This is a genomic window from Microcoleus sp. D3_18_C4, from assembly GCF_036702355.1.
Taxonomy (GTDB): domain Bacteria; phylum Cyanobacteriota; class Cyanobacteriia; order Cyanobacteriales; family Microcoleaceae; genus Microcoleus.
In genome coordinates this window covers 49,004-61,884 of the sequence record NZ_JAUBTF010000019.1, presented here as the reverse complement: position 1 = coordinate 61,884, position 12,881 = coordinate 49,004, and the positions used below count along the sequence as shown (strand labels likewise).

The window sequence follows — 12,881 nt, the reverse complement described above, 5'->3', positions numbered from 1 at the left end:
TAATTCAGTCCTGGACGCAAAAAGTGGTTTGGCGTTCTACTTATATCGGTTAGGTGTTCTTTGGCCGTACACCCTAAATATAGAGGTTCTCCATCTAGGAGTGAATTGCGGGTAAGGCACTACACTCACCGCGAATAATTAGAGTAACTTACTTGGCTGGAAAATTGTGGTAAGGTGCGCCGAAGAGCACCCTACTTTACCACAATCAATCGGGCAATCAGGAGAATTGAGAACCGTGCCTGATGTCAAAAAGATCGATCGACTTAATCAGGAAAACAAACCTCCGGAGGACACAAACTCGGGAAATCCAAAGTTGTGACTTCCAGCGTATCCAACTCAACTCGCCGAATCACATGATTGTTCGTATCAGCAACAAACAAATGAGGCCCGATCGCACTCAACCCTGAAGGTTCAAAAAATCGAGCCTTGAGACCTTTAGCATCAACCAAACCTGCTGTACCATCTCCAATCATTGTTCTGCACGTACCGCCCCGGTGGTCGATCCGCTTAATTTTGTGATTGTAAGTATCAGCCACCCAGAGGTAATTTTGAGCGTATTCAACACCCAAACAGTGCTGCAACCTTACCTCCTCAGCGCGACCATCTTTATCCCCAAAACCAAACAATTCACCGCTACCGCAAACTGTACGCACCTTCGGGTCTTCATCTATACCCACAGCACGAATCGAACTAATTTCGCTGTCGGCAACAAACAACTCCGATCGATCCGTAGACAGGCCGCTGGGCTGAGAAAAAGCAGATTCTGCAAGATTCCCGTCCACACAGGATTCTCGACCGATACCCGCATAAGTGGCGATCGTGCCAGTGTCTAACTGCATTTCCCAAATTTGGTGGGAACCCGCCATTGCAATAAAAAGCCTATTTCCAACTCTTTCTAAATCCCAAGGCGAATTCAATTGCGTTTCTAAAGCCTTGCCACTGCGGGGTGAAATTTCGTGACTTTGTTCGCCCGTACCAGCAACAGTTTCTACCCGTTGAGTCGTAAAATCAATCTTTCTGAGAGCATGATTTTCCGTATCAGCAACATATAGAATTTGACTTTCTGCATCAAAAGCCATACCTTGAGGTGCAAAAAACTCAGCCTCTTCAAAGTCCCCATCAGTTAAACCCGGTTGGCCACTACCGATGACGTGCAGCACCTCACCTTCGAGGGTGCTGACAACAATCCTATTGTGGCCGGAATCGGCAATAAATAAGCAAGAACCGACTAAGTTTTGTATGACTGAATTAGCAGGCCCTGGCAATACAGTTTCATCTACAGATTCATTTTCCTGACTCATTTCCCCCAAAAGCGCAACCTGTTGGTGGAAATGTTTGGCCTCCGTTGCAGCGATCGCAAATGCCAGCACTTTTCCGGGAAAAGCCAATGGTGTTGATACAGGTTTGCGCTGTTTTTCTAAGCTAAAACGCAGTTCTTTAAAGTTAAGTGCATTTTTATCTTTGTATTCAGCAATTAACTTGCCAACTAACTCGTCAAGTGCTTCTCTATTGCCTTCGCCGGAAACAAAGCCAACGACATAACTTTCAGGATCGATAACCATTAAAGTCGGCCAAGCGCGAACCGCGTAGCTTTGCCAAACTTTCATGCCGCTGTCAACGATTACAGGATGTTCGATATCGTAGCGGAGGATAGCTTGGCGGATGTTTTCTACTTCTTTTTCGTTTTCAAATTTAGCCGAGTGAACGCCGATAACCGTGAGGGAATCTTTATATTTTTGTTCGAGGTATTTTAAGTCTGGGAGGACGTGCAAGCAATTGATGCAGCAGTACGTCCAGAAGTCGAGGAGGACGACCCGACCTTTTAAGGATTCAATGGATAAAGGTTTCTCGGTGTTTAGCCAGGGGTAGTTTCCGGGGAATTCTGGTGCTCTGACGCGAGGCATGGCATCTCCTGGGTAGGACGTGAATGATTTTTTTACTTCTTTAATTTAGCGGGAAGTTTAGCGGCATGGGGAAAAAGCGGGTTAAACAATGGCTTGTGGTACAGGTCGGAGTGCCTGTACCACAAGAGGGGGCGAGGGGTGCGATCGGGCTTCACTGTCCTTCCTGCGTATAAATACTCAAAAAAGCCCTATAGAATTAACTTCTAAAAATCTTAGCCAAGATGCTTGACATCCCTGGCTGGTCAGTTTAAGCTATCTCTAGGAACCTTAGCCAAGGTTTTTAGGAATCAGCCTATGTCTAAAATTATCTACGATGTCATCCAGCGTTTTGAGATAGAAAACGGCGTACCCCGCCTGATTTCAACCAATATTCAAGTGATTGAAGGCGGCGAAGATTTGATGTCTTTAGCTGTGAGTTTACTCAAGCAACTTGGTTTCTATGACAAGTTTGAGGAAAAGCGAACCTCTCAATATATAGGATACAGACTTAAAAACCCGAGGAAAGGAGATAAGCGCTATCAACTTGTTTTAGCTCAGCGGAAAGAGGGTTTATGTATTTCTATTCCCCAAGACATATTAGAACCATATCTACTCACAATTAAGTGTTATGTTGACTTGGAAGAAGAACAGGTTATAGATGAAACACTAATAGCCCGTTATTGGATATTACCTAGTAAGAGAGACATTTTTTTTAATTACATGACCGAAAAGGTTGGGCCTCTGCCTCTTTTCGAGTCATATAGACTAAAAATGGAATACCAGACTAAAGGAGATATTTACCGAAATTCTTACGATCCAACGCTTTTTCCAATCGAAATCATGGGTGAATTTAAAGCAGATACTTTAAGCGATGACCAATCTTCTCTAATAGTTAATTCCGATAAACTCTTTCCCTACGCATGGCAGGTTTCTATCAGTTCAACTGAAGTTCTAGAAGAGTTCCTGGGTCACTTTGCAAAAATTCTCATGGAGGCACAATAATGTCTGTCAAAGCCAAAAGACTGGTCAACCCTTACGAAGAAAGAATGCTTGAGTTTCTTCATACCTGTGTAGATAACAACTATAAAATCCATACACAGGTGGGCTTATCCCAAATTTGCGAACAAGTTAGCAACCTTGACTGGGAACTAAAAAAGTTTTTATGTAGCCCCAGTGCTGTGGATGCTCTAATCACAGACTTGAACTACAATCCTTGCCTAGTAGTAGAGTTTCAGTCTCAATACCACGATAGCGCAGAAGCGAGAGAGCGCGATCGCAAAAAAGCTACTTTACTTGAGTTTGCCAAAGTTCCCTTAATTTACTCGCGGGTAAAAAAGTGTGGTTTGTTATATCTCTCGTCTCCAGATAAAGAAGTAGTTTTAAATTTATTCACAGGAGAAGACAGGGAAGAGGCCCAAGCGCTAATCAGGCGGTATTGTATGGAATCAGTCGCGCCTCAAGTTCAGCTTATAGCTTGGTAAGTAGGAATAGTTAGGTTATGTCCGAAAATACCAAGCTAATTAATATATGGCTTCCACGCCGGGTTCACCAACAATATAGTCTTCTTGTTTATTCCAAATTTTATCCTTGGTTTTCCCTGCTGTTATTTTCCAAAATAACCAATACACCGTTAATTTTTTTCTGGTCGATCGCACTTGCGATCGAGTTAACCCAGAGATTGATATTCTGCGGTTCTCCTTGCAAAGGCAATCTTGACGCGATCGCAGTAATATTGTTCTCATTTGAGTGGTAGACGGATTGTAAATGTACTGCCTTTTCCTAACTCACTCTGGACTTGAATGGTGCCTTGATGAGCCACTGCGATCGCATTTGCAATCGATAGCCCTAATCCAGCACCACCCGTGGCTCTAGAACGATCGCTCTGCACTCGGTAGAAACGATCAAAAATTCGCGTTTGTTCGGCTGGGTTGATACCAACACCTGTATCTTGAACTTGAATTATGGCTTCCGTGTCGGTGCAATCGAGGATGGCAAGGATTAGCCCTCCTGGGGGAGTGTAGTTAATAGCGTTGGTAATTAAATTCGTCACCATTCGGTAAAGTTGGGCTTCATCCCCAAGAATTACAACGGCTCGCGAAGCACGAATTTCTAACTTCAATTCCACCTCAGCCACCATTGCTAAACCTGCAAGTTCTTCTACTAAATCGCCGATCAGATAGTTGAAACAGCAATGCTGCAATTGAGTCGGAATCTGTTGTTGCTCAAGTCTACAAATAAACAATAAATCTTTTACTAACCTAGAAAGGCGGATGTTTTGTCGTTCGATAATATCCAGGTTTTGACTAACCTCGGGTAAATCTTCAGCCAGACGAGTATCCTCAACAGTAGCCTGAATTACAGCCAGAGGCGTTCGCAATTCATGAGCGGCATCGGAGGTGAATTGTTGCATCTGGCGATAGGACTGATAAATTGGTCGCATCGCTAATCCAGATAACCACCAACTCGCTCCTCCCACTAGCAGCATGACCAAGGGTAAGCCTAAAAAGAGCAACAATCGCAAAGTGCTCAGATAAGCATCCCATTCTTTGAGCGATCGCCCAATTTGCATATAACCCCAAGGCAAACCGCTGTTTGTTCTTAGTAATAGAGAAATTTGATAAAAGCGATCGCCATTAGAAAGATGCAGAATTTGCCAAAACTCATTTGGTGCAAAGTTTTCTAATACATCCGGCTGCTCTCCAACCTTCCCTAATATTTCCCCAGATTGGCCTAAAAAGCGGAGATAATATCCCTCCTGCTGAAACACCCTAGCAGTATGTCGCGCCCCGTCATTGCCTGAAGAGTAACAGTTTTCATTCCACAGACACAAACCTGGCAAAATAGTTTTCAAGCTGGATGAAATCTGTCCCGGTTGTTGTAATTGTGGTTCGATAGTGTCATGCAGCGTTCCGGCTAAGGACTGTAGTTTTTGCTGAAGAATGTATCGCTGCGTGTGAAACACAACCTGATAGACTGCAACACCGCATATACCTAACAACAACCCAATGACGATCGCATACCAGCCCGCAAGTTGCCTGCGGGTGCGGTTAAATAGTTTGTTGGAGTGCATATTACTTGTTCAAGCGATACCCGAATCCATGAACCGTTTCAATCATCCCGTCACAGCCATAATCTGCCAGCTTGCGGCGCAACAGACGAATTCTAGCAGCAACTACATTGCTCATCGGGTCAGTATCGACATCCCAAAGCCGAGTCAAAAGTCGATCGCGCGTGAGGATTTGGTTCGGATGCTGCATGAAATATTCCAGTAACCGAAACTCATTAGCCGTCAGAGGAATCACCCTTAGCTGTCCTTCGTCATCGGTAGTACAGATGATGGATTTAGTATAGTCAAGCAGCAATCGCCCCGCCTCAAGTTGGGCAGGATTGAAATATGGCGACTGTTCTGGCGACAAACTCCGTCCCCGTCGCTGGAGAGCCCGCAACCGAGCTAACAACTCCGCTTTCACAAATGGTTTCATCAGATAGTCATCAGCCCCAGCATCCAGCCCAGCTACCATATCCTCCGTGCGATCTTTTGCCGTCAACATCAAAACGGGTAAAGGATTATTCTGCCGGCGCAAACGTTGGCACAGTTCCAGCCCAGAAGTTCCCGGTAGCAACCAGTCAAAAATCGCCACCGTGTACTCCGTCCATTGGTCTTCCAGATAGTTCCAAGCAGTTGTGCCATCTTGCACCCAATCCACCAGGTACTTTTCTCGGCTCAAGGTGCGTTGCACAATAGCACCCAAATCGGGTTCGTCTTCCGCCAGCAGAATTCTCATTTTATTGCAACCTCGTCCTCTTTCGTTGGTGTCTGCTCAATGCCATAGTTTCTCAACCCGGTTGCTTCCATAATCCGTTTAGGCATCAGAAACTTCCCAAATCGAGCATACAATGCAGGTAGAACCAGTAGGGTGAGAGCAGTTGAGGTAAAGAGTCCGCCTAGGACAACGATCGCCAAAGGCTGCAACAATTCCTTACCAGCCCCACCGCTTAAGACCAGGGGAACCATCCCCAATGCCGAGGTGAGTGCTGTCATCAGAATCGCCAGCAACCGTTCCATCGAGCCTTCCACAATGACTTTGGGAAGCGGCATTCCTTGCGCCATTTTGGTGTTGTAGTTGTCTACGAGCAGCAATCCATTGCGCGTCGCCACGCCAAACAGCGTCACAAAGCCCACCATTGACGGAACTGAGATAACGCCGCCCGTCAGCAGGACTGAGATAACACCCCCTACCAGTGCCAATGGTAAGTTAATCATCACCATCAGCATGGCAGGAACGGATTTCACAGTGAAGTACATCAATACTGCGATCGCCACCACCGCTAATATTCCGAAAATTAGGAAGTTTTGAGCAGCGCGTTGTTCCGACTCATATTGTCCGCCGTACTGAATATAGTAGTCTTGGGGCAGTTGCACTGATTGCTTAACCTTGGCGCGAATGTCATCGACGACCGAACCAACATCGCGTCCCTGTACGTTGGCTGACACTACAATTAAACGCGAGACATTTTCTCGGTTAATCGTGTTTGGTCCATTGCCAAACTCAACCTTTGCCACTTGCGAAAGCGGGATGATTTGACCTGTTGGGGCATTAACTTGGAGGTTGCGAATCGTGTTGAGATTGCGACGGGCTGATTCGTTGACCCAAACCAACACATCGACCAACTGTTGACCATCGGGCACTTGAGCAACCACGCGACCATTCAGGGCTGTTTCCGTGAAATCGGACAATTGGGCGATCGTCAATCCGTAGCGAGCGGCTGCATCTCGGTTAAATTGAATTTGTACTTGACGGATCGGTATTTGGGGCTCAAGCTGAAGGTCTACCAATCCCTTCACGTCTTTCATTGTCGTTTCGATTTGTTCTCCAATGCGGCGTAGTTCTTGTAAATCGTTGCCGAATACTTTAATGGCGATCGCACTCCTGACCCCCGACAACACTTCATCCATCCTGTGACTGATAAATCCACCGACATTGGTGGCAACTCCCGGAAACTGACCCAATGCCTCCCGCAAGGCTTCAATCGAGGCAGGACGGTTTTGCATCGCAGCTTCACTCAGTTCCACGTCCAAGTGTGCCAAGTTCACCGATGCGGCATCCGGGTCGCCCGGAGCACGCCCTGCCCGGAGTTGTACTGATTCAAATCGGGGGTCATCCTTAAGGGCGGTTTGAATCGCTAAGCCAACGCGATTGGTTGCTTCGAGTGAGGAACCCGGATAAAGGGCGATCGCATTCATTAGCGATCGTTCCTGGAACGTAGGCAGAAAATCCCGTCCTAACGTCGGCACAATCAACATTGCCGCCACCATTGAGGCTGTGGCCAATCCTAAAATTAAGGTAGAGCGACGCATCGCCATTCGCAGCAACGGATCGTAAAGTTGTTTAGACCACCGGGCTAGGAAGGGTTCTGTCGTCTGCATCCGGCTGTGGGGCAGCAGAATGGCACACAATGCAGGGGAGATTACTAGGGATTCCAGGCTGGAGATGATGACCACCACCAGATAGGCAATACCCATTGGGGTGAAGATCCGCCCCTCTACCCCAGAGAGTGTGAAAATCGGTGAAAAGACGATAATCCCAATTAACGTCGCTCCAATCAGCGACTCGCGCACCTCCTGAGAACCCTCAAAAATAATCTCTAGTGGTGGCTGGGGATTGGGCGAGAGGCGATTTTCCCGTAAGCGGCGATCGGTATTTTCGCAGTAGACGATCGCATCATCCACTGCTGTCCCGATCGCCACTACCAATCCGCCGAGGGTCATGGTGTTGAGTTCCAGCCCAATCCAGGAACACACTAACAGCGAGAACAGTAGCGTGAGAAAGAAATCCAGCAAACAGATGGTGAGGGTGCGCCAGTTCATCAGAAAGGGAATCAGAATGGCTGCGACAATCAAACTGCCTTCGATCAAGGCCGATCGCACATTACCAACCGAGGCATCAATGTAGGCATCTTGCCGGAAAGTGACATTCGCCTTCACATCCTTGGGTAAGCCCGGTTTAATTTCCTCCATCGCCTCGATGATGGCTTGCGTGACGGTGGGACTATCCACCAAAGGTTGCTTGTTGACCATCACGACCACAGCCCGTTTAGTATTCCAACTGGCATCGCCTCGCTGGAGTGCAGCCCCAATCTTCACCTCTGCCACATCCTGCAGTAGAATCGCTTTTCCTTCCTGCACCTTGACGACCGCTTTTTGCAAATCTTCGATGGTCTGAATTTGTCCCTGTCCCTGAATCACTAATTCGCGATCGGGGTCAATCAACAATCCACCTGCGGTTTTGGCATTTGCCTCGTTTGCCGCCTTGACGACTTCCTGAAGGGAAACCTTCAACGCTTGGAGTTTTTCAGGATTCGCAATCACCTGAAACTGCTGCAAATCTCCGCCGTAAACCAGCACTTGCGATACGCCTGGAACTGCTAACAAGCGATTGTTGACTTTGCCATCCACCAAACGTCGCACTTCCATGATCGATGTAGTGTCAGACGTGAACGCATATTGAATCACCGTTCCGATGGGGGGAGCTAGGGGCGATATCTGCGGGGTACCAACCCCTTCCGGTAGTCGGTCTTGCACGTCCTGCAATCGCTCTGCCACGAGTTGACGAGCTTGATAGGGGTCAGTACCCCACTTAAACACTACCCGCAATACAGAAATTCCTACGGCTGAGGAGGTACGAACGACTTCAACTCCTGGTGTTCCGTTGACCGCACTTTCTAGCGGTAACGTCACCAATGATTCCACCGCTTCCGGCGCAAGACCGGGGGCTTCTGTCTGTACTTCTACTTGAGGGGGCGCAAAATTCGGCAAGACATCGAGGGGCATTCGACTTACAGTATGTGTACTCCAGATGGTTAGGGCGATCGCCCCGAACACCACTAACCATCGTTGAGCAATAGACCATTTGGGGATGACGTTTAACATAAAAATGAAATTGGGATAGCAGGAGGCAAGCTTTTAGGAGACGGAGTAAAAAGATTTACTCCGTCGCGATCGACAGTTACCAAAAATCTTGGTTTTTGAATGTCTACTGATCCTTGCCTTTTAACCCAAAGACGGCGAATCCACCCACGAGTAAAACTCCTGCGCCTGCTACCCACATCAAAGGTGACGATCCTTGAGCAGGCTGCGCTTCTGCTTGCGATGTAGTGGGCAATGCTTGCGTTTCTGCTTGCGATGTAGCGGGTGATGCCTGCGTTTCTACTTGCGATGTAGCGGGTGATGCCTGCGTTTCTGGCTGCGGTTTACCTCGCAATGCCTCCGAGTACAAAAGCGTTGCCCCCTGGATCACAATCTGATTTCCCGGAACTAAATTGCCTTCTTTAATTTCCACCACATCTCCAGAGTCGCTACCAATCTGAACTGAGATTGGTTTGTAGGTTGTTCCTTCCTGGATGTAGACGAGCTTTTGCCCATTGGCATCAATCAAACTGGTGCTGGGAACTTTGACAATACCTCCATCGGTTGTAGCGGCAATTGCCTCTGTCTTAATTCCCAATGCGGTTGCTTTACTGGCATCGACCTCGATCGGCTGCATAATCTTCGCCGCATCCCCACCTGCAAACTCGCTGTTATGCCCAACGTGCGCCAGCACCGGAGCCGAAGCCGTGCACAACATTAATCCCAAAACAAAACTAGACCCGTAACGGACGATCGATAACAAACTTGAATTTAAATATTTCGATAGCATGGAAATTTCCTCCTCACATTTAGCGAACGAGTGTGATGAAAACAGCCACTCCTCTCAAGAGCAATCTATTCCTTACTTCAGAGTTGTGAACCTTCTCCCGCTAGGATGTCAGGGGGAAATAAAAATTTGATGAAAATTTGAGGCGAAGTCTAAAATTAGATACCTCTAAGCTGTTGCGGCCTTTAAATTGTATGTCAAAAAAAATCAAAGTCTTGTGGGGAGTAGGGTTGGGCGTCCCGCACGCCCTGAATATACAATTCAAATGCGCGACAGCTTATACCATTGCTCACTAACATGAGGTGAAAAGAGGGCATAGGAAGCGCCCACACCTCACTTCTTTGAGAAATGCTCTATTCCCCAAAGATTACAGCCACATTATTCCGAAATAAATCTAACAGCAACCGCCGCCGTTATAATGCCAAGTCGAATCAGTAATTAACACCTTATCCGGCATCAATCCCCCCAACTTCCCAGCAGTTTTATCGCAGACAGCCGCCGGAACTCCCCGCTGCAAAACGTGGCCTGCCCCGTCATCAAACAGCTCTTCAGACCCCGTATAAATCGCCGTCTTGCCAGTGAAAATGCAAGCTCCGTCATCCGGTACATCCACTTTGAAAGACACCGAATCCAGGCTTTCTAACAGCAAATCCGCATCCAATTGATAATTGTGTTTGTCCAGCAATCGGTAAGGACGGCGCGCCCGCACTTCGACTTGCCCAAAACCAACGTCTACAAGGTGTTGAACGTATTCTGCGTAGGTCAGAGCGCCCGACAAACACAAGGCCCGCAAGCGTTCGTCTTGCTTCAAATGCTGCGGAATTGGCCGAGTTGCGATCGGATCGCTCATCAACAATCTGCCACCCGGTTTTAACACTCGATAAGTCTCTTTTAATGCTTTAGCTAAATCCGCAGGTTCAAAAATATTAAACAAGCAATTTTGTGCGACAACATCTACAGAAGCATCCGGCACTGGCAACGCAAAAGCATCGCCTTCTATAATTTCTACAAAACTAGCATCAAACCAATCATTTTCGTGGGCGGCAATTTGTAAGTTTCGTGCAGCCGCATCTCGCATTGCTGGAACCGGATCGACGGCAATAACCGCTCCTTTGTGTCTAGAAAAATATGCAAATTGTAGTGCTTCCAAGCCGCCGCCGACGCCTACATAAAGCACGAAGGGATTGCCTACAAGTTCGGCGGCGTGAACGGTTGTGCCGCAGCCGTAATTCATTTCTTGCATTTGTTCGGGAATTTTTAATCCTGGCAATTGCAAGGGACTGCTTTGGACGCAGCAAAGTCCGATTTGGGGTGTTTCGGCAACATCGCTGTAGAATTTGGCTGCTGTTTCGAGGTAGGTCATTTTTTACTGTCCTTTAATTTTTAACCGCAGATGGAACACGGGCGGGACGCCGATGCCACGAAGCCCAGAAAGTTTTTGTTAGGTGGCAAATTCGACTTTTTGTTCGGATTTTGGCGGATTTTCTGGTTGGGAAACTGTTGTTTCGGGAGAGGCTAATTCGCTGGTTGGCTGGCTAGGAGTTTCAGCGGCCACTGGTGGCGTTGGCGGTACAAGATTGGGAGACTGTTCTGGTATCGCGGGAGCAACTACTTTTGGTACTGGAGCTTTTCCTGTTATTTCTGGCAGGGTTGGTGGCTCTGAAGGATTAACAGGTTGGGGTTCTTGACGCAGGAAGTTGCGGAACCGATTGTAGTATCCTTTATATTCCTGTTTTTTTGTTTGGGGAGATGCTGTTGGGATCGGTTCTATTATTTTAACGGGTGCAACAACTTTGGGGGTTTCTAACTGGGGAGTTGCTGTCGGTGTCGGTTCTATTACTGGAATTGGTTCTACAATTTTAGGGGTTTCTAACGGTGGAGTTGCTGTCGGTGTCGGTTCTATTACTGGAATTGGTTCTACAATTTTCGGCGCTTCGAGTTGGGGGGTTGCTGTCGGTGTCGGTTCTATTACTTGAATTGGTTCTACAATTTTCGGGGCTTCGAGTTGGGGGGTTGCTGTCGGTGTCGGTTCTATTACTTGAATGGGAGCAACTTCGGGAGCGACTGTTGGCTCTAAACTCGGTTGGGTAACAGGAGTTTCTGGAACCGCTGGTGAGGGTTGGACAACTGGTGTTTTTTCTAATGCAGGTGTCGGTGTCGGTTCGGGGGTTGGGGTTGGTGTGGGAGCGGGGGCTTGGTAGGTGCGATCGACTATAGCGCGAGTTTCTGCTGTTGTTAGTTCGCCCCGCACTAATTTTGAAAGAGGATCTTGACCGAGCGGTTGGAAATTTATCAGTCTGACTGTATTATTAAAGGCGTTTTTGACGATATTTCCCCGTTCGTCAATTAATTCTAGCTGTACCCAGTTTTTCCCTGGTTTGAATCCTTTAAGATATATAGGTTGCCACTGGTCGATCGCAAAGCTTTGACCGTTGACTGTGGCTCGAATTTTCCAATCGAGTATTTCATCTTGGGAATTTTCTTGCGCCACTTCGTGCGGGGGGGCATTTGTCAAGTAAAAGTCGAGCAGGATGGGCTCTGCCCCGTAGCTGCCTTGGGGACTGTTGTACGTTAATAGGGGCAATGTTCGATCGGGATTATTATCGTCTGTTTTGGTAAAAACGTGAAAGGTGGTTTGAGCCACGGCACCTTGGTTTTTAAAGCTTTCTTCCCAAGGGCGAGCGGCGAACACCTGCAGGGTATGGGTTCCGGGTTCTAAGTCGGAGAGCGTTAAAGGTTGCTTGATATCGTAAACTGCTGCATAAGGTTGGTTGTCTAATAAAACTTGCAGATGTGGGCCCAAACCCAAGTTTGCCTCTTTGAAAATGGGCAAGTCCTTAACTTGGAACTCAACAGACACATTTATATCTTGAAGCACTTCGTCAGGTTTTGGATTCAAAATACTAATTTGAGGCTGGTAGATTTCTAGAGCCTGACGCAGTTGTTGAATGGCTTCTGGGGGAGAAACCTCTGAGATTCTGTTTACTGGGGCGGTAGCTGAGCCGCTCTTGTTCCCTGATTTTGGCAATTCGGGATGACCCGCGCCACAACTTGCTAAACCCACAATTAATACTGCTACTGCGAACAATGCCAGCAGCCTGCCCGCAACCGTTCTGTGCCAATTGATCCCAATCACGCAACATACTCCTAGAAGCCTTCTCATAGGGAACTATAGCCCAAAAATGAATTTAGTATTGGGGAATTGTCGGCTTTGGAATTCCCAAGCCGCGTAGGAACCCGGATTGAGGCAGCAGCGGGCAACCCATGCTCTCCCACTCTTAATTGCTGCAGCCTTTTTCCAAAA

10 protein-coding genes are annotated in these 12,881 nt (G+C 47.5%); 2 read left to right on the top strand and 8 right to left on the bottom strand.

Annotation, left to right across the window (positions count from 1 at the left end; translation table 11 throughout):
* Positions 1-263: 263 nt before the first annotated feature.
* A complete protein-coding gene (locus QUA90_RS12200; protein ID WP_333445696.1) occupies positions 264-1,904 on the bottom strand; it encodes a thioredoxin-like domain-containing protein in 1,641 nt (546 codons plus the stop codon).
* Positions 1,905-2,198: 294 nt separating this feature from the next.
* Between QUA90_RS12200 and QUA90_RS12195 the strand changes: the two genes are divergently transcribed.
* Positions 2,199-2,885: a hypothetical protein gene (locus QUA90_RS12195; RefSeq protein WP_333445694.1), complete on the top strand. Its 687-nt coding sequence runs from the start codon at positions 2,199-2,201 to the stop codon at positions 2,883-2,885.
* Positions 2,885-3,364, top strand: a complete 480-nt coding sequence (locus QUA90_RS12190; RefSeq protein WP_333445692.1) for a DUF2726 domain-containing protein — start codon at positions 2,885-2,887, stop codon at positions 3,362-3,364. Before QUA90_RS12195 ends, QUA90_RS12190 begins: the two co-directional genes overlap by 1 nt.
* Positions 3,365-3,403: 39 nt before the next feature.
* Here QUA90_RS12190 and QUA90_RS12185 read toward each other — a convergent pair whose 3' ends face one another.
* From QUA90_RS12185 to QUA90_RS12155, 7 genes are all read right to left on the bottom strand, one after another.
* Entirely contained in the window at positions 3,404-3,625 is a 222-nt protein-coding gene (locus tag QUA90_RS12185; protein ID WP_333445690.1) for a hypothetical protein, read from the bottom strand.
* Positions 3,622-4,953: a two-component system sensor histidine kinase RppB gene (rppB, locus tag QUA90_RS12180; RefSeq protein ID WP_333445688.1), complete on the bottom strand. Its 1,332-nt coding sequence runs from the start codon at positions 4,951-4,953 to the stop codon at positions 3,622-3,624. Before rppB ends, QUA90_RS12185 begins: the two co-directional genes overlap by 4 nt.
* A gap of 1 nt (position 4,954) precedes the next feature.
* Complete coding sequence (gene rppA / locus QUA90_RS12175; RefSeq protein ID WP_333322601.1) at positions 4,955-5,668, bottom strand: two-component system response regulator RppA; 714 nt, start codon at positions 5,666-5,668, stop codon at positions 4,955-4,957.
* On the bottom strand, positions 5,665-8,814 hold the full coding sequence (locus QUA90_RS12170) for an efflux RND transporter permease subunit (protein ID WP_333445686.1): 3,150 nt from the start codon (positions 8,812-8,814) through the stop codon (positions 5,665-5,667). The genes rppA and QUA90_RS12170 overlap by 4 nt, the downstream gene beginning before the upstream one ends.
* 103 nt (positions 8,815-8,917) lie before the next feature.
* Complete coding sequence (locus QUA90_RS12165; protein ID WP_333445684.1) at positions 8,918-9,580, bottom strand: hypothetical protein; 663 nt, start codon at positions 9,578-9,580, stop codon at positions 8,918-8,920.
* Positions 9,581-9,971: 391 nt separating this feature from the next.
* Complete coding sequence (arsM, locus tag QUA90_RS12160; RefSeq protein WP_333322594.1) at positions 9,972-10,940, bottom strand: arsenosugar biosynthesis arsenite methyltransferase ArsM; 969 nt, start codon at positions 10,938-10,940, stop codon at positions 9,972-9,974.
* Between the two features lie 78 nt (positions 10,941-11,018).
* On the bottom strand, positions 11,019-12,713 hold the full coding sequence (locus QUA90_RS12155) for a hypothetical protein (protein ID WP_333445682.1): 1,695 nt from the start codon (positions 12,711-12,713) through the stop codon (positions 11,019-11,021).
* Between the last annotated feature and the right edge of the window lie 168 nt (positions 12,714-12,881).

Excerpts from the sequence above, each read along its gene's own strand:
- QUA90_RS12200 (WP_333445696.1), bottom strand. The coding sequence starts at position 1,904 with ATGCCTCGCGTCAGAGCACCAGAATTCCCCGGAAACTACCCCTGGCTA.
- QUA90_RS12195 (WP_333445694.1), top strand. The coding sequence starts at position 2,199 with ATGTCTAAAATTATCTACGATGTCATCCAGCGTTTTGAGATAGAAAAC.
- QUA90_RS12190 (WP_333445692.1), top strand. The coding sequence starts at position 2,885 with ATGTCTGTCAAAGCCAAAAGACTGGTCAACCCTTACGAAGAAAGAATG.
- QUA90_RS12185 (WP_333445690.1), bottom strand. The coding sequence starts at position 3,625 with ATGAGAACAATATTACTGCGATCGCGTCAAGATTGCCTTTGCAAGGAG.
- rppB (WP_333445688.1), bottom strand. The coding sequence starts at position 4,953 with ATGCACTCCAACAAACTATTTAACCGCACCCGCAGGCAACTTGCGGGC.
- rppA (WP_333322601.1), bottom strand. The coding sequence starts at position 5,668 with ATGAGAATTCTGCTGGCGGAAGACGAACCCGATTTGGGTGCTATTGTG.
- QUA90_RS12170 (WP_333445686.1), bottom strand. The coding sequence starts at position 8,814 with ATGTTAAACGTCATCCCCAAATGGTCTATTGCTCAACGATGGTTAGTG.
- QUA90_RS12165 (WP_333445684.1), bottom strand. The coding sequence starts at position 9,580 with ATGCTATCGAAATATTTAAATTCAAGTTTGTTATCGATCGTCCGTTAC.
- arsM (WP_333322594.1), bottom strand. The coding sequence starts at position 10,940 with ATGACCTACCTCGAAACAGCAGCCAAATTCTACAGCGATGTTGCCGAA.